At 42.5% G+C, this 24,924-nt stretch carries 25 protein-coding genes; 14 read left to right on the top strand and 11 right to left on the bottom strand.

Annotation, left to right across the window (positions count from 1 at the left end):
* Positions 1 to 213 precede the first annotated feature (213 nt).
* The 5 genes from ACYQ3L_RS24140 to xylE all read left to right on the top strand — a co-directional run bounded on the left by ACYQ3L_RS24140 (position 214) and on the right by xylE (position 6,942).
* Positions 214 to 930 (top strand): NUDIX hydrolase, encoded by a 717-nt coding sequence (locus ACYQ3L_RS24140; RefSeq protein WP_379999514.1) that lies wholly within the window; start codon positions 214 to 216, stop codon positions 928 to 930.
* A gap of 57 nt (positions 931 to 987) precedes the next feature.
* The gene (locus tag ACYQ3L_RS24135; RefSeq protein ID WP_379999516.1) at positions 988 to 2,466 is read left to right on the top strand and encodes a xylulokinase; all 1,479 of its coding nucleotides are present in this window, start codon (positions 988 to 990) and stop codon (positions 2,464 to 2,466) included.
* Between the two features lie 33 nt (positions 2,467 to 2,499).
* On the top strand, positions 2,500 to 3,915 hold the full coding sequence (locus ACYQ3L_RS24130; RefSeq protein WP_379999518.1) for a glycoside hydrolase family 30 protein: 1,416 nt from the start codon (positions 2,500 to 2,502) through the stop codon (positions 3,913 to 3,915).
* Between the two features lie 44 nt (positions 3,916 to 3,959).
* Positions 3,960 to 5,288 carry a xylose isomerase gene (gene xylA, locus ACYQ3L_RS24125; RefSeq protein WP_379999521.1) on the top strand — a complete coding sequence of 443 codons (1,329 nt, stop codon included), beginning with the start codon at positions 3,960 to 3,962 and terminating at the stop codon, positions 5,286 to 5,288.
* A 97-nt stretch (positions 5,289 to 5,385) separates the two neighbouring features.
* Entirely contained in the window at positions 5,386 to 6,942 is a 1,557-nt protein-coding gene (gene xylE / locus ACYQ3L_RS24120) for a D-xylose transporter XylE (protein ID WP_379999524.1), read from the top strand.
* 91 nt (positions 6,943 to 7,033) lie between these two features.
* Here the strand turns inward: xylE and ACYQ3L_RS24115 are convergent, their stop codons facing one another.
* The 11 genes from ACYQ3L_RS24115 to ACYQ3L_RS24065 all read right to left on the bottom strand — a co-directional run bounded on the left by ACYQ3L_RS24115 (position 7,034) and on the right by ACYQ3L_RS24065 (position 18,464).
* Positions 7,034 to 8,464 carry an MFS transporter gene (locus tag ACYQ3L_RS24115; RefSeq protein WP_379999527.1) on the bottom strand — a complete coding sequence of 477 codons (1,431 nt, stop codon included), beginning with the start codon at positions 8,462 to 8,464 and terminating at the stop codon, positions 7,034 to 7,036.
* A 21-nt stretch (positions 8,465 to 8,485) separates the two neighbouring features.
* Positions 8,486 to 9,151, bottom strand: coding sequence for a bifunctional 4-hydroxy-2-oxoglutarate aldolase/2-dehydro-3-deoxy-phosphogluconate aldolase (locus ACYQ3L_RS24110; protein WP_379999529.1), 666 nt, complete (start codon positions 9,149 to 9,151; stop codon positions 8,486 to 8,488).
* A gap of 45 nt (positions 9,152 to 9,196) precedes the next feature.
* Positions 9,197 to 9,586, bottom strand: coding sequence for a four helix bundle protein (locus ACYQ3L_RS24105; RefSeq protein WP_379999531.1), 390 nt, complete (start codon positions 9,584 to 9,586; stop codon positions 9,197 to 9,199).
* Positions 9,587 to 9,662: 76 nt separating this feature from the next.
* Complete coding sequence (locus ACYQ3L_RS24100; RefSeq protein WP_379999533.1) at positions 9,663 to 10,457, bottom strand: gluconate 5-dehydrogenase; 795 nt, start codon at positions 10,455 to 10,457, stop codon at positions 9,663 to 9,665.
* 88 nt (positions 10,458 to 10,545) lie between these two features.
* Entirely contained in the window at positions 10,546 to 11,583 is a 1,038-nt protein-coding gene (locus ACYQ3L_RS24095) for a PfkB family carbohydrate kinase (RefSeq protein WP_379999535.1), read from the bottom strand.
* A gap of 18 nt (positions 11,584 to 11,601) precedes the next feature.
* Positions 11,602 to 12,756 carry a BT3233 family polysaccharide utilization protein gene (locus tag ACYQ3L_RS24090; protein WP_379999537.1) on the bottom strand — a complete coding sequence of 385 codons (1,155 nt, stop codon included), beginning with the start codon at positions 12,754 to 12,756 and terminating at the stop codon, positions 11,602 to 11,604.
* A 105-nt stretch (positions 12,757 to 12,861) separates the two neighbouring features.
* Entirely contained in the window at positions 12,862 to 13,704 is an 843-nt protein-coding gene (gene kduI / locus ACYQ3L_RS24085) for a 5-dehydro-4-deoxy-D-glucuronate isomerase (protein WP_379999539.1), read from the bottom strand.
* 103 nt (positions 13,705 to 13,807) lie between these two features.
* Positions 13,808 to 15,214, bottom strand: a complete 1,407-nt coding sequence (gene uxaC, locus ACYQ3L_RS24080) for a glucuronate isomerase (RefSeq protein ID WP_379999541.1) — start codon at positions 15,212 to 15,214, stop codon at positions 13,808 to 13,810.
* An 87-nt stretch (positions 15,215 to 15,301) separates the two neighbouring features.
* A complete protein-coding gene (uxuA, locus tag ACYQ3L_RS24075; protein WP_379999543.1) occupies positions 15,302 to 16,477 on the bottom strand; it encodes a mannonate dehydratase in 1,176 nt (391 codons plus the stop codon).
* A gap of 89 nt (positions 16,478 to 16,566) precedes the next feature.
* Positions 16,567 to 17,382 carry an SDR family oxidoreductase gene (locus tag ACYQ3L_RS24070; RefSeq protein WP_379999545.1) on the bottom strand — a complete coding sequence of 272 codons (816 nt, stop codon included), beginning with the start codon at positions 17,380 to 17,382 and terminating at the stop codon, positions 16,567 to 16,569.
* 2 nt (positions 17,383 to 17,384) lie between these two features.
* A complete protein-coding gene (locus ACYQ3L_RS24065) occupies positions 17,385 to 18,464 on the bottom strand; it encodes a LacI family DNA-binding transcriptional regulator (RefSeq protein ID WP_379999547.1) in 1,080 nt (359 codons plus the stop codon).
* Between the two features lie 1,112 nt (positions 18,465 to 19,576).
* Between ACYQ3L_RS24065 and ACYQ3L_RS24060 the strand changes: the two genes are divergently transcribed.
* The 9 genes from ACYQ3L_RS24060 to queF all read left to right on the top strand — a co-directional run bounded on the left by ACYQ3L_RS24060 (position 19,577) and on the right by queF (position 24,842).
* Entirely contained in the window at positions 19,577 to 19,798 is a 222-nt protein-coding gene (locus ACYQ3L_RS24060) for a 4Fe-4S binding protein (RefSeq protein ID WP_379999549.1), read from the top strand.
* 14 nt (positions 19,799 to 19,812) lie between these two features.
* Entirely contained in the window at positions 19,813 to 20,196 is a 384-nt protein-coding gene (locus tag ACYQ3L_RS24055; protein WP_379999551.1) for an Asp23/Gls24 family envelope stress response protein, read from the top strand.
* 6 nt (positions 20,197 to 20,202) lie between these two features.
* Positions 20,203 to 20,769 (top strand): RNA polymerase sigma factor, encoded by a 567-nt coding sequence (locus ACYQ3L_RS24050; RefSeq protein WP_379999553.1) that lies wholly within the window; start codon positions 20,203 to 20,205, stop codon positions 20,767 to 20,769.
* A gap of 224 nt (positions 20,770 to 20,993) precedes the next feature.
* Positions 20,994 to 21,488: an RNA polymerase sigma factor gene (locus ACYQ3L_RS24045; RefSeq protein ID WP_379999555.1), complete on the top strand. Its 495-nt coding sequence runs from the start codon at positions 20,994 to 20,996 to the stop codon at positions 21,486 to 21,488.
* Positions 21,489 to 21,496: 8 nt separating this feature from the next.
* Positions 21,497 to 21,925 carry a hypothetical protein gene (locus tag ACYQ3L_RS24040; protein ID WP_291113181.1) on the top strand — a complete coding sequence of 143 codons (429 nt, stop codon included), beginning with the start codon at positions 21,497 to 21,499 and terminating at the stop codon, positions 21,923 to 21,925.
* Between the two features lie 11 nt (positions 21,926 to 21,936).
* Positions 21,937 to 22,419 (top strand): DUF6108 family protein, encoded by a 483-nt coding sequence (locus tag ACYQ3L_RS24035; protein ID WP_379999558.1) that lies wholly within the window; start codon positions 21,937 to 21,939, stop codon positions 22,417 to 22,419.
* A 104-nt stretch (positions 22,420 to 22,523) separates the two neighbouring features.
* Positions 22,524 to 23,360: a hypothetical protein gene (locus ACYQ3L_RS24030; protein WP_379999560.1), complete on the top strand. Its 837-nt coding sequence runs from the start codon at positions 22,524 to 22,526 to the stop codon at positions 23,358 to 23,360.
* Positions 23,361 to 23,643: 283 nt separating this feature from the next.
* Positions 23,644 to 24,297: a 7-cyano-7-deazaguanine synthase QueC gene (queC, locus tag ACYQ3L_RS24025; RefSeq protein ID WP_379999562.1), complete on the top strand. Its 654-nt coding sequence runs from the start codon at positions 23,644 to 23,646 to the stop codon at positions 24,295 to 24,297.
* Between the two features lie 77 nt (positions 24,298 to 24,374).
* Positions 24,375 to 24,842 (top strand): preQ(1) synthase, encoded by a 468-nt coding sequence (gene queF, locus ACYQ3L_RS24020; RefSeq protein WP_379999564.1) that lies wholly within the window; start codon positions 24,375 to 24,377, stop codon positions 24,840 to 24,842.
* The last annotated feature ends 82 nt before the right edge of the window (positions 24,843 to 24,924 follow it).

Here is a 24,924-nt window from a genome sequence, read left to right as displayed (position 1 = left end):
CATATATATACAATTCTCATCTTTGCCTGTAACTCCTTTTGTGTAAAAGGATGCTTAATGTATTTATTACAATATGACGGGTATTCTTATTGTCTTGTGTATGATATTTAAGTAGCAGTATTACAATTATTTACGATAAGTTTTTCTCTGTAATAGTTTGATGTGTAAATATTATTTGTACTTTCGTGTATCACATTCTATGATTAAGATACCATGAAAGCAAATTTTATCCATACATATGTATCAGTAGACTGTGTTGTCTTTGGCTTTGAAGACGATCAGCTAAACATTCTCCTTGTTCAGCGTGGTGCTGATAAAAAAGGGGTGAAGGATATGAAATTACCCGGGAGCCTTATATATACCGAGGAAGATGTAGATGATGCCGCCCACAGGGTTCTTTTTGAATTGACAGGGATCAAACGGATGTCATTGAAACAGTTCCGTTGTTTCGCCTCACCCGACCGTGCAAAGAATCCGGATGATGTAAAATGGCTCGATGTAGCCTATCAGCCCAATATAAACAGGTTGATAACCGTTGCTTATCTCTCCCTTTCCAAGGTGGACCGTAAACTGAATAATATCTCGAAATATAAACTGACAGAGTGGTGCCCGATCTCCAAACTTCCACAAATGCCGTTCGACCATAACCGGATAGTGAAAGAATCCCTGACCGAGATCCGCCAATGGATAGAATTTGATCCCGCAATTGTTTTCGAACTACTCCCTCAGAAATTTACAATAAGCCAGTTACATAAATTGTATGAGGCAATCTACAATAAAGCGATCGATATACGCAATTTTCATAAAAAGGTAGCTGCAATGCCGTATGTTATGGCATTGGAGGAGAGGCAGAAAGATGTTTCTCACCGGGCTGCCCGCTTCTATAAATTCGACAAAAAGGAGTATAATAAAAGAAAGACTAGTATATAATCTGCCTCTCTGGCTATTCCCCATCTGGGGGACAGGGGGCTAATAATTTTGAAAAACATGTATTTATTAGGTTACGACATAGGCAGTTCGTCTGTAAAAGCCTGTCTGGTAAAAGCCGATACAGGCACGATCGTTGCATCGGATTTCTTCCCGAAAGAAGAAATGAAAATCACCGCGGTAAAATCAGGCTGGGCGGAACAAGACCCTGCCGACTGGTGGACAAACCTGAAACTGGCCCATCAATCGGTAATGCAGAAAGCTGGGGCTAAGGGAGAGGATATTCAGGCCATAGGTATTACCTGGCAGATGCATGGATTGGTATTGGTAGATAAGGACAAAAATGTCCTGCGTCCTTCCATTATCTGGTGCGATAGCCGTGCCGTGCCATATGGCGAAAAAGCCTTTAAGGCGATAGGTGAAGAAAAATGCCTTTCTCATTTGCTGAACTCTCCGGGTAATTTTACAGCATCCAAACTGGCATGGGTGAAAGAAAACGAACCACAAGTATTTGAAAAAATAGATAAACTGATGCTTCCTGGCGACTATATCGGCATGAAACTTACAGGAGATATTGTGGTAACTATCGAGGGTATGTCGGAAGGTATCTTTTGGGATTTCAAGACAAATGCATTGTCGGAAGACGTACTCAACTATTATGGAATACCGAAAAGCTTTTTCCCTGAGATAAAACCGATATTTGGCGTACAGGGAAATGTGTCGGCTGAGGCAGCAAAGGAACTGGGATTGAAAGAAGGTACTCCTGTTTCTTACCGTGCGGGCGACCAGCCTAACAATGCGCTGTCTCTGAATGTATTCGAACCGGGAGAAATAGCATCTACGGCCGGAACATCTGGTGTTGTATATGGCGTATTGGATCAACTCAATTATGATAAACTTTCGCGTGTAAATACATTCGCCCATGTTAATTATACCCCCGCCCTGACCCGCCTTGGAGTTTTGCTGTGTATCAACGGTACAGGTATCCTCAATTCGTGGCTGAAGCGTAATCTGGCATTGGAAGGCCTTTCATATGCGGATATGAACGGCTTGGCTGCTCAATCTCCGGTCGGAGCCAAAGGGTTAAGTATAATCCCGTTTGGTAACGGGGCAGAACGTGTTCTTGAGAATAAGGATGTAAATTGTTCTATACACGGTATTAATTTCAATATACATGACAAGAAAGATGTACTCCGCGCAGCTCAGGAAGGCATCGTGTTCTCATACGAATACGGAATGGAGATAATGCGCGGGATGGGTATGGATATTCATACCATAAAAGCCGGTTATGCCAACATGTTCCTCAGCCCTGTTTTCGCGCAAACGCTTGCCAGTGTGAGTGGAGCAACCATAGAACTCTACAATACGGACGGTGCTGCCGGAGCTGCAAAAGGCGCGGGTATCGGTATCGGGCTGTACGCATCGAATAAAGAGGCTTTCGCTTCGCTCGAAAAATTGTCGGTGATAGAACCGGATACAGCTCATAGGGCGGAATACAGGGAAGCGTATGAGCGTTGGAAAAGTCTTGTGACAAAATAATATTTAATAGTTAACCAATTAGAAGCGGAAATTATGAAAAAAGTATTGTGTATAATTGGACTTGTCGGTTTAGTTTGTTCGTGTTCTGAGTCCCGTCAGGTAAAATGGGTAAGTACAACACCCGATTCCTGTTTTGTAGAAAACCCGTCGATAGTCATGACAGAGGCAACTGCTGAAGCTGATGTAACGATATTGACAGATAAACATCTACAGACCGTAGATGGTTTTGGCGGGTGCTTCAATGAACTCGGCTGGGTTACTATCTCGGCATTGAAAGATGCAGATCGGGACGCTGTGATAAAAGACCTGTTCAGCGAAGACGGGATGAATTTTACGCTCAACCGCATGCCTTTGGGCGCGAACGATTTTTCCCGGGACTGGTATTCGTACAATGAAACGGATAAGGATTTCGAAATGAAAGACTTTTCTATCGACAATGACAAGGAAACGCTGATACCTTTCATAAAAGCTGCTCAAAAAATAAATCCTGATGTGAAAATCTGGGCATCGCCCTGGTGTCCGCCTTCATGGATGAAATATAATAAGCATTATGCATGTAAGCCGAATCCGAAAGTGAATGATCTGGAAGGAAGTCCCGCTCAGGATCTGGAAGGAACAAATATGTTTATTCAGGAGCCTGAATACTTCAAGGCTTATGCCCTATATTTCAGGAAATTTATAGAGGCTTATAAGAATGAAGGCATAAACATCGGAATGGTCGCCCCTCAGAATGAATTTAATTCATGCCAGATATTTCCGTCCTGTACATGGACAGCCGCAGGTCTCAGCACATTTATCGGCGGTTATCTGGGGCCGCAAATGAAGGAGATAGGAGTAGATGTGATGTTTGGGACAATGGAGAGAGGAAATGCTTTGCTGGTCGATACCATCATGCAGAATAAGAGCGGAGAATATATTTCCCAAATCGGCTTCCAATGGGCCGGAAAAGAGTCTATTGCCAAGATACACGAAACATATCCCGGAATGAAGCTGATGCAGACCGAAAGTGAGTGTGGCGACGGAAAGAATTCATGGAGCCAATGTTTCTATATATGGAATTTGATGAAGCATTACTTTAACAATGGCATATCTGCTTATATGTACTGGAATATCTCACTTGATAAAGACCCTGCAAACAACCGCTGGCAATGGCCGCAAAATTCATTGATTTCGGTAGATCAGGAAAATAAAACATACAGGTATAACCCTGAATATTATCTGATGAAACAGTTCAGCCATTTTATAAAACCGGGAGCAAAGCGTCTTTCTACTGAAGGTAGTTATGAAAACATGCTCGCGTTCCTCAATCCTGACAGTTCGGTGGTGATAGTGGCAGCAAACGAGGAAGATGCCAACCGGATTCTGAGGATTAAAGTAGATGACCAGATGATGACCGCGGATATGAAGATGAAGTCTATTAACACATTCCTGATAGAAGCGAAAAAGTAAAATTATTATACATTGATCAATCATTTTAAATAACAAATTTAATTATGGAAATTTTAAAAGGTACAAAAGAATTCTTTCCGGGAATCGGAAAAATCAAATTTGAAGGAAAAGAAAGCAAAAACCCGTTAGTTTATCGTTTCTACGATGAGAATAAAGTAGTGATGGGCAAGAGCATGAAAGACTGGATGCGTTTTGCTATGGCTTACTGGCATACATTGTGCGCTAACGGCGGCGATCCGTTCGGCGGGGCAACTATCCATCATCCGTGGAATATCGGCAATGATGCTATCAGCAATGCCAAATACAAAATGGACGCGGCTTTCGAATTTATGACTAAAATGGGAATACCATACTATTGTTTCCATGATATAGACTTAGTAGACGCAGGTGGTTCCTGGACAGAGTATGAAAAGAATCTACAAACTATCGTAGATTATGCTAAAGAAAAACAAGCGGCCTCAGGTATTAAACTTCTGTGGGGTACAGCTAATGTGTTCAGCCATGAGCGTTATATGAACGGAGCGTCTACAAATCCTGATTTTGACGTTGTTGCCTGTGCAGCTACTCAGGTAAAGAACGCGATCGACGCTACTATCGCTTTGGGTGGTTCTAACTATGTATTCTGGGGCGGTCGTGAAGGTTATATGAGCTTATTGAATACGGATATGAAACGTGAAAAAGATCACCTTGCACGCTTTCTGTCAATCTCCCGTGACTATGCCCGCAAACAAGGATTTACAGGTACATTCCTGATTGAACCTAAACCGATGGAACCTACTAAACATCAGTATGATTTCGATACAGAGACTGTCATTGGATTCCTTCGTAACTATGGTTTGGATAAAGACTTCAAAGTAAATATCGAGGTTAACCATGCCACACTGGCAGGCCATACATTCGAGCATGAATTGCAGGCTGCCGTTGATGCAGGGCTTCTGGGTAGTATCGACGCTAACCGAGGCGACTATCAGAACGGATGGGATACAGACCAGTTCCCTATCGACCTGTACGATCTGGCTCAGGCCTGGCTGGTATTGCTTCCGGCAGGAGGTCTTGGTAATGGCGGTGTTAACTTCGATGCTAAGATCCGTCGTAATTCAACAGACAGAGATGATTTGTTCATTGCGCACATTTCGGGTATGGATGTATTTGCCCGTGGTCTTTTAATCGCTGCTGATATCCTTGAAAAGTCTGATTATAAGAAACTTCGTCAGAATCGTTATGCTTCTTTCGACAATGGAGATGGTAAAGCATTCGAAGATGGTAAACTGACTCTTGAAGATTTGCGCACAATTGCTCACAAAGTAGGCGAACCGCAACAGATAAGCGGTAAGCAAGAGCTGTATGAAGCTATTGTAAACATGTATATTTAATTAGTTAGTTACAAGTTACGAGTTACAGGTTACGAGTATATCTTAACCCTGCCTGCTTGTAACTTGTAACTCGTAACCTGTAACTAATAAAGAACCAATGAATAACGAAGTAAGTAAATCATATACCATAAAACTCACGCTCATTGCTACCCTCGGAGGGCTGCTATTCGGATACGATACGGCAGTTATATCGGGTACAGTGGAGTCACTGAGGCATTTTTTTATAGACCCTATGGGTTTGCCTCTCAATGAAGCAAATGCAATGGAGGGGTTTGTTATAAGCAGTGCGCTGATAGGCTGTATCTTCGGTGCAGCAATGGCTGGCTGGGTAAGTCAGACTTTTGGCCGCAGAAAAGCATTATTTGCGGCTGCTATCTTGTTCTTATTGGCAGCTATCGGTTCGGCATGGCCCGAAATAGGCTTCCGTATGCCTGGCGAAAGCGACCATTCATTTGTATATCATTTTGTATTTTACCGTATAATAGGTGGGATAGGAGTAGGTATAGCCTCAATGGTGTCGCCTATGTATATCGCCGAGATCGCTCCACCGGATAAACGGGGAAGCCTGGTAGGACTGAACCAGTTTGCTATCATTTTCGGTATGCTTATCGTGTATTTTGTCAATTACTTTATCGCTAAACAAGGCGATACCGAGTGGCTGCATACTACAGGCTGGAGATATATGTTTGCCTCACTGGCAATCCCGTCTGCTATTTTCTTTTTGTTGCTGTTCATCGCACCAGAAACTCCGCGCTGGCTGGTAATGAAAGGACGTATACAACAAGCGGAGGGTATCCTCAATAAACTTGTCGGCAGCGTAATGGCAAAAGCTGAGATAAAGGAAATACAGGATAGCTTCGATAAAGAAGAACCCGTATCTCTAAAGCCTTACTACCGCTTTATGATGACATGGCTCATATTGTTTGTTGTCGGCATCATATCCCTTTCTCTGGCGGGGATTCCAAGCGCGTTGGAGATATCTATGATTGTAAGCTTCCTTATAGCACTGTATGTCCCGATCAAGTCATACGGGTTCCTTATTATTATGACAGGTGTTTTATTATCTGCATTCCAGCAGTTCGTCGGTATCAACGTGGTATTGTATTATGCTCCTGAAATATTCAAGAGTATGGGATCGGGTACCGATTCGGCGTTATTGCAGACAATTATTGTCGGTATCATCAATCTGTCGTTTACTGTACTGGCTATCCTGACGGTGGACAGATTCGGGCGTAAACCATTGCTGATAACAGGCGCTTTGGTTATGGCCGTATCCATGTTAGGTTTGGGGACATCCTTTTCGCAAGGCCTTCCGGGAGGACTTAAACTTGTGTTCATGCTTACATACACAGCCGGGTTTGCCATGTCGTGGGGACCTGTTTGCTGGGTGATGCTGGCGGAGATATTCCCGAACTCGGTTCGCTCCAGCGTAATGTCTATTGCCGTAGCTGCACAGTGGGTATCGAATTTCCTTATTTCGTGGACATTCCCTATTATGGACAAGAATGATACGTTGGTGGGTATGTTCAATCACGGATTCTCATATTGGATCTACGGAGCATTGGCGATCTTTGCAGCATTGTTTGTATGGAAGCGTTTGCCGGAGACAAAAGGAAAGACGTTGGAAGATATGGAAAAACTCTGGAAAAAGTAAAACTGTAGAATTTAATCTTTTTAGTTAATAAAAAAGCAGAAGAAACTCAATGTATTCTTCTGCTTTTTGTTTTGTATATTGTCGTATCCGGTTAAATATTATCGATTGGCTTATACTTAGGGACTAATGATTTCATTATGACCCAGCCTATAAGATAAGCTACAGCACAAACACAGAAAATAATAAAGTAACCTGCCGGTTTTCCTTCAAATCCCATAAATGTCAATTGAGTTTCATCTGCATATACAAATAAGTTACCTGCGGATTTTTGCAATATCATGGAACCGATACCTCCGGCCATACCCCCGATACCGGTAATGGATGCGATCGCTCCTTTAGGGAACATATCGCCTACCGTAGAGAAGATGTTGGCCGACCACGACTGGTGGGCTGCACCTCCGATACCTATCATTATCACAGGCAACCAGGGCGAAATTGTACCTAATGGTTGAGCGAATAAGACCACTAGCGGGAAGAATGCGAATATTAACATCGCCCTCATTCGTGCGGCATATGGGTTCAATCCTGTTTTATTCATAATGATGGTCGGTAATTTTCCGCCGAAAATGGATAACATGGTAATCGCATACAGTGTAAAGATTAGCGCTATTCCCAGTCCTTCGGAAGTTTTAATACCAAACTGTGTGTTCAGGTAAGATGGAGTCCAGAAGAGGAAGAACCACCATACACCATCGGTCATGAATTTACCGATAGCAAAAGACCAGGTCTGCTTATAAGAGAAACATTTCCAGAAAGGAATCTTTTTTTCTTCAGTCTCTTCTCCGCTATCTACTGTTCCGTTTTCATGTTTGTCTTGTTCGATATATTCAAGTTCGGCTTTATTCACATACTTGCTTTTTGCAGGGGAATCATATAGGAATATCCAGAATCCCATCCAGATAAAACCTAGCGCACCGATAACAATAAAGGCCATTTCCCATCCCCAGAATTTTGCCAATAGAGGAATACTTAAAGGTGCGACTAACGCACCGATCGAAGCCCCGGCGTTGAAAATAGAAGTGGCATAAGCCCGGTCTTTTTTAGGAAAGTACTCAGCGGTTACTTTGATAGCAGCAGGGAAGTTCCCGGCTTCTCCTAATGCCAGTACGCAGCGGGCAAATAAGAAGCAATACATACTGAAAGTCGCAATTACCACAGCTACTTCACCAGTAGCGGCAGCCAGTTCGGCAGCGCTATGCAGTCCTACATGTGCTTCTGTGACAAGTCCGCAGACAGCATGAAGGCAAGCTCCAACGGACCATACCCCGATAGCCCAGAGGAACCCTTTCTTACTGCCCAGCCAGTCGATGAAGCGACCTGCAAACAACATACAAGCTGCATATACAAAAGAAAATACAGATGTAATTGTACCGTAATGGGATTCATCCCAATGGAACTCCGGCTTGATAAATTCATCCCAGGTGAGAGACAATACCTGCCTGTCCAGATAGTTAACTGTCGTGGCGAAGAAAAGCATTGCACAGATGGTCCACCTGTAGTTTGTCATTTTTTGATTATTCATGGAATTGTTTTAAGATTTATATTATTTCCTGATTTTAGCTATTATGGCCAGTGCATCCTTACACATTTCCGTTATTTTGCCCCAGTCTTTTGCTGCAATCACATCTTTAGGAAACAGATTAGATCCCATACCTACACAGGTTACTCCGGCTCCGAACCATTTACTCAGGTTCTCTTCGGTGGGGGTTACCCCGCCTGTTACCATTAGGCTCGACCATGGCATAGGTGCTTTTATCCCTTTTACAAAAGCAGGGCCTACAACGTCACCCGGAAAAACTTTTACAACTTCGGCTCCCAATTCCTGAGCATAACCTACTTCCGATACGGAACCACAACCGGGTATATAGGCTACCTGACGGCGATTACATACCTTAAAGATATCAGGATTGAGCAACGGACCTACCACAAAGTTTGCCCCGAGTTGTAAAAACAAAGAAGCGGTACCTGCGTCAACAATTGAGCCGATACCGAGTATCATATCCGGGCATTCTTTTGCTGCCCATTTATTCAGTTCGCCGAATATCTCGTGTGCAAAATCTCCACGGTTGGTAAACTCGAAAGCCCGTACTCCACCTTCGTAACAAGCTTTCAGTACTTGCTTGGATGTTTCGAGGTCGCTATGGTAAAATACCGGTACCATTCCGGTTTCTGCCATTACTTGGCAGGCTTTTATCCTTGAGAAACGCATATAAGTGAAAAATTAAAAGTGAAAAGTGAAAAATGGAAGAAATCTTCATTTCTCACTTAAGTTATTTTTTACAGTTTTAACAGATGATATCAAAATATAAATTAGTTCGGAACAATCAGAAGCTAAACTTTCGTATTCAGATACTGATATATAGTTGGTATCTTTTAAAAGACAAATCCAATAGTCAGTTTCATTCGCTTCTTTAAGAGCAATACTTAATTTATGCACAAAGTCAGATTTGCTTTGGGCAAATTCAGCTTCTCTTATTAAAGCTCCGACTGCTGTACCACTACGCAAAACCTGTTTTGATAATACATACTCAGATTTTTCTTTTTGTAAAAACTGAATAAGATTGACTATCTTGACAGCAAAAGCATAACTTTTTACTACAAGTATTGATTTTTCTTTTTTGATTATATTTTCGTTATTATCCATCTTTAAAAATTTGAAGTGAAAAGTAAAAAACTACTGATACATATTTTTAGTTTTTCACTTTTCACTTTTAATTCATTTACGGTTGCTTACCAATATAAGCCAATATACCTCCGTCTACATACAATACATGCCCGTTTACGAAATCCGAAGCTTGTGATGCGAGGAATACTGCCGGACCATCGAGGTCTTCCGGAGTTCCCCAACGTGCGGCAGGAGTTTTTGCTATGATAAATGAATCGAACGGATGGCGCGAGCCGTCAGCCTGTTTCTCACGTAGAGGAGCAGTCTGAGGAGTTGCAATATAACCCGGTCCGATACCGTTACATTGAATGTTGTATTCTCCGTATTCGGATGCGATATTGCGGGTGAGCATTTTCAGACCACCTTTGGCGGCAGCATAAGCCGATACCGTTTCGCGGCCGAGTTCGCTCATCATAGAACAAATATTGATAATCTTACCATGACCTTTTTTTATCATGCCCGGTATAACAGCTTTTGCAACGATAAACGGTGCATTGAGGTCCACATCTATAACCTGACGGAATTCGGCAGCGCTCATTTCTATCATCGGGATGCGTTTGATGATACCTGCATTATTTACGAGGATGTCGATAACGCCCACTTCTTTTTCTATCTGCGCAACCATTGCATTTACTTGTTCTTCGCTGGTCACATCACATACATAACCTTTGGCTTTTATTCCGGCTTCTTCATATGAGGCCAGACCTTTATCCACAAACTCTTGTTTCAGATCGTTGAAAACAATAGTAGCACCTGCTTTTGCCAGTGCGGAAGCGATAGAAAAACCGATGCCGTAAGATGCTCCGGTAATTAAAGCTATTTTTCCGTTTAATGAAAATTGATTTTGCATATTTTTATTTTATTAGTTAACAAGTTAACAAGATACGAGATACGAGTCAACTCGTTTACTTGTATCTTGTCTACTCGTATCTGTTTATTTATCTCGATACCCTTCCCGAGCCGTCACCTTTCATCAGGTTCTCCACCTCCGAAACAGTAACAAGGTTGAAATCTCCATATACAGTATGTTTCAGACACGATGCAGCTACTGCAAATTCCAGTGCTTTCTGATCATCATCCGGATAAGAGATAAGTCCGTAGATAAGTCCGCCCATAAAAGAGTCACCTCCACCTACACGGTCTACGATATGTGTGATGTCATAACGTTTCGATTGATACAACTTATCTGAATACAGACATCCTCCCCATGTGTTATGGTTGGCATTGATAGAGCCACGAAGCGTAATGATCACTTTCTTGGCACGGGGGAAGCGTTTCATCATTTGCGTACATACCGATTCAAACTCGGCAGCGTTCACTTCTCCGCCGGTATGAGCTACATCGAAGCCTTCCGGTTTGATACCGAACACTTTCTCAGCATCCTCTTCGTTACCAAGGATTATATCACAACCTTCTACAAGTGCAGGCATAACCTCCGTTACATTTTTGCCGTACTTCCACAAGTTTTTGCGATAGTTGAGGTCTGTAGAAACGGTTACTCCCATTTCGTTCGCAACTTTGATCGCTTCCAGGCATGCGTCTGCTGCGCCCTGCGATATAGCAGGAGTGATACCTGTCCAGTGAAACCATTGCGCGTCTTTGAATACTTCTTTCCAGTCCACCATCCCCGGCTTGATGTCGGCAATAGCTGAATTGGCCCTGTCGTAAATTACTTTCGATGCACGTGCCACGGCCCCCGTTTCAAGGAAATAGATACCGACACGGTCACCGCCACGGATGATATTGTTCACACCTACATTATATTTACGGAGGTCGGAAATACACCATTCCGCAATATCATTTTTAGGCAGGCGGGTTACAAAATCGGTAGGAATACCGTAGTTAGACAACGATACGGCAACATTAGCCTCGCCTCCGCCGAATGTGGCGTTCAAGTTATTAGATTGTATAAATCTCTGGTATCCGGGAGCTGTCAAACGCAGCATGATTTCTCCGAATGTTACTACTTTCTTCATAGAGTGCTTAAGTCTGAATTATTTATTATATGTTATAACAAGAGGATTGTCCAACCCTTCTGAAAATTCTTTTATATAGTTTTCGAAATCGGCAACTGTCGCGAACCCGAATTTAGACCATCCGTAACCACTGTAATAAGTTACAGGAATATTCGGTTGCTGGGTAGTTATCGCCAATACATGCGAATATGCGTCTTTCTTCTTTGTCTTAGGGTTGTCTATAGTGTATGTGTCTACAATTGATTTATCTATACCCTGAGGAAAAACCAATGCCAGATATACATTGTCTACCATATCGCTCTTCGGTTCGGCATATACTACGTATTTATCCGAAGAGATAATAGAGTCGTTTTTCTCTCTTTTTACGATTCCTGCTGCTACCGGCATAGGTTCTTTTATTGTATAAGCCTGTACGATCTTAGACAATTGGGAACCTGCATCAATTGATATAGTACGGTTTTCCGCTACAGACTTTCCATCTACATTCAGATTTTTATAAGTCAGTTTGAAGGTTGTACGGAGGGGACCATTATCCAGCAATTCTTCCGAAGCAAAATTTTCATTCAGCCACAATTTGTCATTTACATACGGAGCCATTGCCCCGGCACCCAGTGAGCGTCCTACTTTATAATCATCCTGTCCTTCGCCATGATCTTCGTGATATGATGCTTCTCCGGCAAGGTCGGCTTTATACCATTTGTCGATGATCAGGTTGTTTGTACGCTTGTACCATGCGTCGATACCGTTGCTCGGGCCGTCTATTTCTATCAGCGCAGGGCCGTAGATACGGAACGCCACACGGTCATTTTCCCATGCAAAGTCATCTTTGCGTTCGGTGATGAAGCGTCCGTATGTTTTAGGGGCATATGTTTGCGCAGTATCGGTGGTGATAATAAAGCTTTTCGATTCTTTGGCTTTCAGTTCCGGCTGGAAAATAAGCTTCCTGTCGTATGTTACCTGAGACGGAATGATTTCACCGGCGCTGTTTTTTACTACATAAACAGCACTATCGGTCAATTTTATTTTCGCTTTGATGCTATCTAACGGAATCTCTACCAAATCGGCCACACGGTCAAAGCCGCTTGTGTTCTCTACAGTTATATTCATCTCTTTGTTTGACGAACAAGAGAACAGGAATATAACGGAAAGAAAGAAACTAAATATTTTTTTCATATACTCGTTTATTTAATTGTTTAAGGTTTAAATATTTAAGTATTAAACTATAAGATGTTGCCTATTTTGTTTAATTTTTTAAACTATTAAATCTCTAAATTTTACTTAACGCAATTTATCGGCAGTGAAAGTGTCCATATCGTCATAATCGAGGTTTTCGCCGCACATAGCCCAGATAAACGTATAGTTGCTTGTTCCCGCAGCCGAATGTATAGACCATGACGGGGAAATAACAGCCTGTTCGTTACCCATAAAGATATGGCGCGTTTCCTGAGGCTGCCCCATAAAGTGACATACAGCCTGCTGTGCAGGAACTTTGAAATAAAAATATGCTTCCATACGGCGCGAGTGTGTATGAGGAGGCATCGTGTTCCATACGCTTCCTTCCTTGATTTCGGTCATACCCATCTGCAACTGGCAGCAAGGAACGATCTCGCTCAATATGATCTGGTTCAGCAAACGTTCGTTGGATGTAGCAGGCACACCCAAATCCCTTGTACGGCGCATAGACGATGTGATCTGTGCTGTGGGATATTCTTTATGTGCCGGAGAAGAGGCAAAGTAATATTTTGCGGGTTTGGCCTCATCGTTACTTTTGAAAATAACTTCTTTGGAGCCACGGCCAACATATACGGCATCCTTGAATCCCATACTATAATCTTTTCCGTCTACAGTGACTACTCCTTCACCTTCGATACAGATGATACCCAGTTCGCGACGCTCACAGAAATATTCTGAACGGATAAGGTCTGCCGTTTCCAGTTTCAGGGCCTCTTTCACCGGCAGGGCGCCTCCGATTATCAGGCGGTCGTTGTGTGTATAGGTCATCAGTACACTATCGGCCTCAAATAATTTTTCTACTAAAAACTCTTTCCGCAATTGTGCGGTGTCGTAATGCTTTACGTCATCGGGATGCGTCCCCCAACGTTCTTCAATTACTGTTTTCATTTCTTTATCTTTTGTTATTATGTGATTTATTGTTTTGGGATTTCAAGATTTTATACGGGAAAAATATAAATACTCATATTCTATAATCTTGAAACTTACTTTGTTAAAATTTAAAAAATTCTTTTGCGTTATAATATGATACGTTTTCAACCAGTTTGCCCAGAAAATCCAATTCCGATGAAGGCAGCAGGCCTTGTTCTACATCTGTTCCTATCAGATTACACAATATGCGGCGGAAATATTCGTGACGAGGATATGACAGGAAGCTGCGCGAATCTGTCAGCATACCTACAAACCGGCTCAACAAGCCGAGATTAGACAATGAGTTCATCTGCGCTTCCATGCCTGTTTTCTGATCGAGGAACCACCATCCCGAACCGAATTGTATTTTACCGGCAACAGAGCCATCCTGGAAGTTCCCGATCATGGTAGCGATCAGGTCATTGTCGCGGGGATTCAGGTTGTAGATGATTGTTTTCGCCAGCTTATTGTCTGTATCCAGCCTGTTGAGGAATTTCGACATGGCTTTGGCCACACTAAAATCCCCGATAGAATCAAAACCAGTATCCGGCCCTAATTTTTTAAACAGGCGTGTATTATTGTTGCGGATAGCGCCATAGTGGAACTGCTGTGTCCAGCCTTTTTCCCAGTCCATAATCGCGCCTTCGACAAGCATAGCCGACTTGAACCTGATGATTTCATCATGTGTAAGTTCTTTGCCTCCATATACTTTATTGAAGATAGCGTCGATTTCGCTTTGCGTGTAATCTTCGGCATAGAATTCTTCGATACCGTGGTCGGATAGTTTACAACCGGCTCCGGCAAAGAAATCGTGACGTTTTCGCAAAGCCGCAATGAGGTCGCTGTAATCGCTGATGGCTACGCCCGACACTTCCGATAGTTTTTCCACATATCCCCTGAACGCGTCAGGAATCTCAACAGCCATAGCCTTATCGGGACGCCATGTAGGAAGCACTTTGACAGAGAATCCTTCATTTTTCAAAGCGATGTGATATTGCAGCGAATCGATAGGGTCGTCTGTCGTACAAACAGCTTCTACATTATAATGTTTCATTAGTCCGCGAGCCGAGAATTCCGGGGTGCGGAGCTTTGCTGTACATTCGTCGAAAATTTCTTTTGCTGTTTCGGGTTTCAGTATTTTTGTTACGCCGAATCCCGTCTTTAGTTCCAGATGTGTCCAGTGGTAAAGCGGGTTGCGCATCGTATAAGGGACTGTTTCGGCCCATTTCTCAAATTTCTCCCAATCGCTGGTGTCTTTTCCGGTACAGTAGCGTTCATCCACTCCGTTGGTACGCATCGCGCGCCATTTGTAGTGGTCGCCACCCAGCCATATTTCACCGAGATTGTCGAACTGATAATCTTCCGCAACCAGTTTTGGGTCCAGGTGGCAATGGTAGTCTATTATGGGCAGATGTTTTGCATGCTGATGATACAGATACTCTGCCGTTTCATTCTGCAATACGAAGTTATCGTCTAAAAATTGTTTCATATTTTTAGCTTTTAGCTTTTAGCTCTTAGCCACCGGCTGTCAGACCTTTATCGGCTAACAGCTGGTGACTAATGGCTAACAGCTTATTTATATTATATACAATGTTTTCGCTATTCCCAGTTCAAGGCCTCTAAGTTCGGCTAGTCCCCTGAGGCGGCCGATACATGAGTATCCCGGATTTGTTTTTTTGTTCAGGTCGTCGATCATCTGATGCCCGTGATCGGGGCGGAAAGGTATGGAAATGTTACGTTTTTGCTGAACTTCCAAAAATCCTTTCATTACGTTGTACATGTCCACATCCCCTTCCAGGTGGTTCGCTTCGTAGAAGTTGCCTTCCCTGTCGCGCTGGGTGGAGCGCAGGTGAACAAAGTTTACCCTGTCGCCAAGTCGTTTTATCATGTTCGGCAGGTCGTTGTCCGCTCTTACGCCAAATGAACCGGTACAGAAGCACAGCCCGTTCGATTTGTTCGGTACGGCTTCTACCAGCTTATTGAAATCCGATTCGGTGCTAAGTATGCGCGGAAGACCGAGGATAGGGTAGGGAGGATCGTCGGGGTGAATAGCCAGTACCGCGTCCACTTCGTCGGCTACAGGCGCTATTTCACTGACAAAGTATATCAGGTTTTTCCTTAATGTTTCAGCATCTACATTCTTGTATCTGTCGAGTTGAGCCTGAAATTCCTGAAGGGTAAAGCTTTCTTCGGCACCGGGCAGTCCGGCTATCATATTACGTACCAAAAGATCTTTTTCTGCTTGAGACATGCTTTCATAGCGTGCCTTCGCTTTTGCAATATCTCCGGCTGAATATTCTTTTTCCGCACCCGGACGTTTCAATATGAACAATTCGAAAGCCATAAACGCGGCGCGCTCGAAGCGCAGGGCTTTAGACCCGTCGGGCATGGTATATGCCAGGTCGGTGCGTGTCCAGTCCAGTACGGGCATAAAGTTATATGTGATAATCTTTACACCGCATTTAGCCAGGTTGCGTATACTTTCTTTATAGTTTTCGATGTATTGCTTGTAATTCCCTTCCTGTGTCTTGATATGTTCATGTACGGGAATACTTTCTACTACCGACCATGCCAGTCCTGCCTTTTCGATAATATCTTTACGCTTTTGTATTTCTTCCACAGTCCATACTTCACCATTTTTGATGTGGTGCAGGGCCGTAACGATTCCGGTTGCTCCGGCTTGCCTTATGTCTGCTAATGATACTGGGTCGTTTGGCCCGTACCAGCGCCATGTTTGTTCGCTTAATATCATATATGAGTAATTAGTAAATTAGTAAATGTGCAGATTAGCAAATTCTTATAGATATAATTATCAGATTTCCGAATATGCTGATTTGCTGATTAAATAGAGAACGCATCAAATCCGCCGTCAATTACGAGCATCGTTCCGGTTACGAATTTAGAAGCGTCACTTATCAGGTAATGAACAGATCCCAGCAACTCGTTAGCATCTCCGAATCGTCCGAAAGGAGTGTGAGCCAGAATTGTTTTGGAACGGTCGGTGTACGAACCATCAGGATTGATGAGCAAATCGCGGTTCTGATTGGTTACGAAGAACCCCGGAACCAGGGCATTTACCCTGTAATCGCCTTCGAATTTAATACTGAGTTCGCCCGCAAGATATTTGGTAAAGCTGGCCACAGCCGCCTTAGCCGCGCCATAACCGGCAACACGGGTAAGCGGACGAAGCGCCGACTCGGATGCGAAGTTTATAATGTTCCCCTGTCCGTTATCGACCATCGATTTAGCAAATACCATAGACGGGATCACAGTTCCGAAAAGGTTAAGGTCTACAACTTTTCTGAAGTCGTCGATATTCAGGTCGAAAATGTTTTTATCGGGCGGAATGGTTGCCCCGGGCATATTTCCACCGGCTGCATTTATAAGTACATCGATACGTCCGTATGTTTTGAGTATATCGGTACTGTTCTGCTCCAATACTTCTTTTTTCAACACGTCGGTAAGCAGGAAAATGGCATCGCCCCCATCGGCTTTGATCTTAGCCACCAATTCGTCGCCTTTGTCCTGCAATCTGTCCAATATTACCACTTTACAATTCTGTGCAGCCAGATATATTGCAATATCTGTTCCCAGTACGCCACAACCTCCGGTAATGACCACTACTTTCCCCTGAATGTCAAATAAGTCTTTTTTCATATTTATAATTTATAGTTGTTATAATAATCTACGTTTTCTTTTATCAGTATATCTATGGGCATAAAGTTGGTTTTTTCCGGTTCTTGTTTAAACAGGAAGTAATTTGCCAGTGCTTTGATAGCGTCATATCCTTGCAGTTCGGGCCGTTGGGAAAGTATGAATGAAATCCCGCCGTTTTTGAGGGCCCTCACATTGCGTTCTATAGCGTCATGGCCAACAAGGCGGACCCTTTCACGTAAAGCCGGCCTGGCCTTTTCCAGCAGCGCTATAAGTTCGTAAATCCGCGAGTTTAAGACTATGCCGCCCACCAGGGTGTTGCTTTGCAATAAGATATTTTCCAGCTTTTCCAGCCCGGCAGGGTGGTTGTCCGGATCAATTTCCACATGATGTATTTTACCCTTATAGTCAGATTGGGTAAGACATTTCATAAATCCCTGTTCGCGGGTTTTCATCTGTACCGATATTTCTTTATACTTGAACCGTATATGCGCGATGAAAATATCGGCGTCGAGGCCTATCTCTTTCAGAAGTAGCTTCGCTGCTATATTGCCGCTTCCGAAAGAATCTCCGCCGAAGTATGCCAGATCTTTCTGTTTCTGGATATCCGAGTCAATATATATATATGATATACCTTTTTCATCAAGTTCTTTCGACAGGTTTACGACAAGTTCGCCGAAAAGGGTGGCCAGTAATACTCCGTCAAATTCTTTTTCTTTAAACTTTTCAGCGGCTTTCAGAAAAGAGAAACGGTCGTATTGGTTGAAATGGAAGTATTCGACACTGATATTGAATTTTCTCATTTCATCTCCGGCACGATTTATGCCGTCACAGACAAGCTCCCAATAATCCCCGTCTGAATAGGTAGGGGCGATAACGGCAAACTTGTAACTACGTTTTGATGCGAGGAAACGTGCTACGAGATTAGGTTCGTAATTAATTTCTTTCAGGATGGCTTCTACTTTCACGCGCTTTTCTTCCGATACCCGTCCGCGGTTGTGGAGTACCCTGTCTACGGTGCCGGTAGAAACTCCTGCTAGTTTGGCGATATCTACAATTCGTATATTACTATTATCCTTTTTCATATTTCAGAGAAAAACTGTTTGTGTGCGCACACACTTTTATGCAAAAGTAATTATTTTTATCAATTATGCAATGCGTGTGCGCACACATAATTTGTATTTGTGTTTATAAATTATTTATTTACAGAAATTTGGTCTGTTTAGTGAAGTGAAAATATGTTGTAGGGCATGTTTTTATTGTGAAGGATATAGATTCATATAAGGAATGAAGAATCGTGTAAAAATAAATAACGGGTAATAAAAAACTTTATCTATAGAATAAGAGCCGATAGCCTTTAGCTGTTGGCTGATAGCTCTTTGATGTATTGATTAAAGCAGTTACGAGTTTGCCTCGCCTTCGCTTCGGCGAATGTTATTTCTTCGCCCTAGGGCAGTTACGAGTTACAAGTAAACGAGATGCAAGTAAACAATATACGAGATACAAGTTGTTAACTGATGACTGTTTACTGTTCACTGAAACAAGTGTAACCTTTGTTACCTTGCCCGCTCGCGCAGACGTCCCGTCTGTGTGTTGCGTAGCAAACATTTTTGCACCGTCAACAAGACACGGACTGGAAGTCCGCGCCAGCAGGACCCTCAATCCCCCAAGGGCAGGGCTGTTAAGTTCTCGACTTTGTTCTGTTATTTTCTGCTGTCATTGGCTCCGCTTCGCTCTGCCGAACGTTGTTTCTGAGTGGAACGAAGGATCTCGACCCTGAGAAACGAGATGTTTCACTCCGTTCAACATGACACAGAGGGTATAAAAAATTAGAACTTAACAGCCCTGCCCAAAGAGGACTTACAGAGAGGGTAAAAAGTAATAAGTAAAAAAGTGTAACCTTTGTTACCTTTTAACAGTTACAAGTTACTGTGCCCTTCGGGCAGTTACGAGTTACAAGTTAGTTCACTGTTCACTGTTTACTGCTAACTGTTTACTGTTAACTGATATATCTGTTACCTTTTTGAATTTTCAATCGCCGAAGCGAAGGTGAGGTAAAACCAGCGGAGCCAATAAGTATTCGGTACTATAATGAAAAAAAGAAATAATTTAAAATATTTTTTCGCCCTGTTCGTCATAATTTATAGAGATGCATCTTACTTATAAAAATGAGTATGAAAATAAAAACAAGTATGAAATGTTTAACAGAAGAAGCCGTGAAGTCATATCTTTACAAATATTCGAACGAAAATGCACCGGCTGCGAAAAGTGTGTGGAAAAATGCCGCCGTAAAGTTATCGGCATGACATACAAAGACGGACGCAGTTATGCGACAGTGGAATATCCCGAAAGATGTGCCGGATGCGGGAAGTGTAAGTTTGTATGCCCTTCGGATGCAATAGAATTAATAACAGCATAATAACATAAAATAAGATGAATAAGAAAAAGAAGTTTTTAGGTATATTGATATTTATAGCGGTGTTTGCCGCGTCCATAGCCATAGTCATGTTACTCTGGAATGCATTGATCCCGTCCATCATAGGCTGGACCACAATAAATTACTGGCAGGCCGCAGGTTTGATGATATTGTGCCGCCTGTTGCTCGGAGGATTCGGGCGGTTTGGAAAAGGCCATTTTTTCAGAGGGCGGGGCCATCATGACCATCGTCACTTTCACGACCTGAGAGAACGTATGAAAGGTATGTCCCGGGACGAACGTCGCGACTATATCCGTGAACATATGAGAGCTGCACATTCCTTCGGTGAACGATTCAAAGAAAACAGAGAAAATCCTCAATCCCGCAATAAGCCTGAATAAGCAAATATGACAACAGATTTGCCGCAAGAGCAGGATGCTTCGGGTATTTTCAAAAAATACCGGACACAACTCAGGAATTATATCTCCAAACGGGTATTCTCTAAAGAAGACGGGGAAGATATCTTGCAGAATGTCTTCTACCAGCTTTCAAAGATAGACCTGATAGAAAAGCCTATCGAACAGGTTTCGGCATGGCTCTATTCGGTTGCCAATAACCAGATAATAGACCGTAGCCGTAAACACAGGGAAGAGGAGATGAAGACCGTTGTCTCCGACAACGGTGAGGAACTTTTCCTTGCCGAAGTTACAGGGTTATTACTCGACGAAGATTCATCTCCCGAGACGGAATATTTACGCTCTCTGGTTTGGGTAGAACTGGAGGCGGCACTGACCGAACTACCGGAAGAGCAGCGCGAAGTATTCGAACTGACAGAGTTGGAAGGCTATTCTTTCAAAGAAATATCCGAAGCGACCGGTATAGGAGTCAATACGCTTATCTCCCGTAAACGCTATGCAGTGTTGCATCTGCGCGAGCGATTAAAAGACCTGTATGACGAGCTACTTTACAGCTAACAATCGAGCTTTGTTTTTTCCATCCTTTTATCTACAGCTACCTCCATTTCATTCCTTTTATCGTTATATACATCTTTCGCCCGCTATCTGTAAAAAATAAACACACCGATACCGCAATCTACATAAGACTTTACTATTTTTATAAAAAAAGATTATATCCGATGTTACAATTTTTTGAGACTTACGTTATCTATATAAATAACGAATAGGTCTGCGACCTTAAAATGGAATTAGAGAGATTTAAATCGACAGTGATACCCTTACGTGAAAAACTGCAGATTTTTGCAAAAGGTATACTGAGGAATGATATTGACGCGGAAGATGCCGTTCAGGAAACATTCCTGAGGCTATGGAATGTGCGTAGTCAGCTCAATACACATCCCAACATCGGAGGATTTGCAATGCAGACATTGAAGAATATATGTATCGACAGACTGAGGAGCGAAAGCCACGATATCGCCATCGACAATGTGGCTGTGAGCACTACCGCTGTGACTCCCTATACATATACCGAGCAAAACGATAGTGTGACTGTCATACGAAAAATTATAGACACGTTGCCCGAAACCCAGCGAAGAATAATGCTGATGCGCGATGTGGAAGGTTATGAACTGGACGAAATAGCGGAAATTATGGGAGCCGGGGCCGCCACAGTAAGAGTCAACCTCTCCAGAGCACGGAAGACGGTCCGGGATAAATTTTTAAGTATCAATAAATGACATGCAATATGATGAATGATATTGATAAAATATTAGAAAAATACTTCGACGGAGAAACATCTCTCGGAGAAGAAAAGATACTTCGGCAATATTTCCGGCAACCGGAGATTGAAGAGCGGCACAAAATGTATGCCCCCATGTTCAATTTCTTTTCAGAGGAACGGAAAGAAGCCGGTATTGAAAGAAAGAAAAAGAAAATACCTGTATATGCATGGGTAAGCATAGCCGCAAGCATACTGATACTTCTTACTATAAAATCCGTCCATACCGGTATGGAAAACGAAGCAGCCAAATCGATGCTGTATATCGACGGTAAGAAAATAACGAATATGCAAACAATCAATTCAGAAGCGCTGATATCGATAGAGAATGTATCGGAGGTGGATGCCGATGTCATCGATTCGCAGATAGGAATACTGGATTCTTTCACAGAATAAAACAACTGATTATGAAACATGGAATATTTATATTAACCCTCATGCTGCTGACAGCCACAATCACGGCTTCGGCTCAGGACGGTCTGAAAATCAAAGACATATTCGACAAATATGGTAAACGTGAAGGTTCAGTATTGCTGCAATTGTCGTCCGATGTACTTTCACAGGGAAGCAACATCACTTCCTACAAAAGTCTTATTCTGGACGAGACCACCCAGAACAGGATGGATATAGCAGAAGCACTGAAAGACGATATCCGGGGAAAACTAACTATTTCAGAAGTGAAGAAAGACGGCGTAATAGAATCCGGTTCTTATTATCTGGGAAAGGATAAAACGAATAATAATGGATTTATCCTGTATAAGAATAAAGGCAGGAAGATCACCCTTGTTTATCTGAAAGGTAATTTCCCGTCAGGGCATCTGGATACCGAACTTAAAAAGCTGAAAGACCTCTTTATTTATGTCAATAACAAACGTATCAAATTACAATAAAACCCAATAAGGTCGCAGACCTTTTTATCACTTTGGTAAGTATAAGAACCAAAACCAATTATGCATTAAAAATATATCATTAAATACATTCAATTACTCATATTATGAAACAACTTATAATTATACTTGCATTTTCCTTATTTACAATATCTGTATTTGCCGACGATATAAATCAACCGCAAGATACAATCATCAGAACGGTGGTAACCGAAACCGTTACAGATACCGTTACCGGACTGGTGACCACAACCCGTACCGAAACGGAAAAGATAATACCGACAGTCGTTGAACCCGAAAGCTCTGTGATGTACGACGGGTCGTCTTACAATTTTATCTTTTCGTGGAAAAAGAAAAAACGGCTTAGTCCGCACTGGACCGGTATAGGGATGGGTTTTATGAATTATGACGATATCCCCAACGGCAGGCTGAAAATGAGTACATCGCATAACTTTACCGTAAATTTAGTTGATTTCCATAAACAGATAAAAAACTCCAATTGGCTTCTGGTAAGCGGTATCGGGAGCGAATGGTCACGCTATCATTTCGATGATAATTCCGCACTCACAAAAAGGGACAGAATCACTGTTTTTGAGCCTGCACCGGAAGGTGTTAATTATAAAGCCACTCAATTGATCGCTTATTATGTTACCATCCCCCTTTTACTCGAATACCAGACTTCTAATTTTCATATATCGGGGGGTGTAGTGGGCTTCCTTAAATACTACTCCAAATCGCAGGTGAAATTCAAAGATGATAAAGGTACACATAAAGTAAGTATGGGACAGGACCTGAATATCCGCCCTATAGATATGAGGTTCAGGCTTCAGGTGGGAATAAACGATGTAGGCGTTTATGCTTATTATGCCCCGTTCTCTATGTTCAGCAAAGATAAAGGCCCCGATTTAAAGACGTATACCATCGGAGTTATGATCGGGATCTGAACAATTAGCCTTGCATAGCATCTATTATATTATAAGAGTTACATTTACCGACTGTAACTCTTTTTTCATAATCATCCGTTTGTTTCAGATCGCCATCGTTTTGTTCTTATACCGTGTACTAATAAGATTCAATACCCGCCGGGAAGTAAACGTTTGCAACAAACGGATCGTTCTTTCTTTATTATCTTGAATTAATTCTTATTAAAAATTACTACTTTTGCAATCGAAAGGCTTTCGCCTGTCCGTGTAGCTTAGGAATAACCACGTAAAAAACAAAGAATTAATGAACAAAAAAGAACCAGCATTGGTCTTGTTCTCAGGTGGACAGGACTCTACAACATGCCTTTACTGGGCTATTGAAAACTTTTCTTCCGTTCGCACTCTATGCTTCACTTACGGTCAACGCCACTCTAAAGAGGTAGAGGTGGCGCAGGCAATTGCCGGACATGCAGGTGTACCCTTCCAGTTGTTGGATGCCTCCATTATCAGCCGGTTGTCTGTAAACTCTTTGACAAGCGATATTGTAATGGATCAGGAAAAGCCGGCCGACTCGTACCCGAATACATTTGTTCCCGGACGGAATCTGTTGTTTCTGACTTTCGCGGCTGTCATAGCCCGCTCGCATGGTATCCGTCACATTGTGACAGGTGTATCCGAAGCCGATTACAGCGGTTATCCCGATTGCAGGGATACGTTTATACTATCGGCGAATGCCTCGATCAATCTGGCGATGGACGAGCATTTCCAGATTCATACACCGTTGATGTGGCGCGATAAGACCGCCGTATGGCAGTTAGCTGACCAACTGGGTGTTTTCGACATCGTGCGCACTCAGACCCTGACCTGTTACAATGGCATTATAGCTGATGGTTGCGGACATTGTCCCGCCTGTAAGCTGCGTAAACAAGGTTTGGAAAATTATTTAAAAAATATTTAGTTACAAGTTACCAGTCAATTGAAAATTGAAAAGTAAAAATTCCTAACTTGTAACTCGTAACCCGTAACTAATAAACAATGGAAATAGAAGGATTGAGCCATCTTGGCGCTAAAACAGAATACAAAGATGATTATGCTCCCGAAGTACTGGAAGCATTCGAAAACAAACACCAGGATAATGATTACTGGGTAACATTCAATTGTCCCGAATTTACAAGTTTATGCCCGATTACCGGACAACCCGATTTCGCAACTATCCACATCAATTATATTCCTGATGTAAAAATGGTGGAAAGCAAAAGCCTGAAGCTATATATGTTTAGCTTTCGCAATCACGGAGCTTTTCACGAGGATTGCGTAAACATCATAATGAAAGACCTTGTAAATCTGATGAACCCGAAATATATTGAAGTAGTAGGTATATTTACCCCGCGCGGAGGAATCAGCATCTATCCTTTTTGTAATTACGGACGCCCTGATACAGAATATGAAATAATTGCCAAAGAACGCCTGTTGAAACATAACCCTCAACAAATATATAGATAATCTTATCCGGGAAAAATGCAGATTTCAAGTTTCAATATCTCAAAAATTAAGTGCGAAGTTTTCAATCTTGAAATCCTGAAAT

It is taken from the genome of Dysgonomonas termitidis (genome assembly GCF_054657735.1).
The sequence above is the reverse complement of the archived record's forward strand: the minus strand, read 5'-3'. Positions and strand labels throughout refer to the sequence as shown.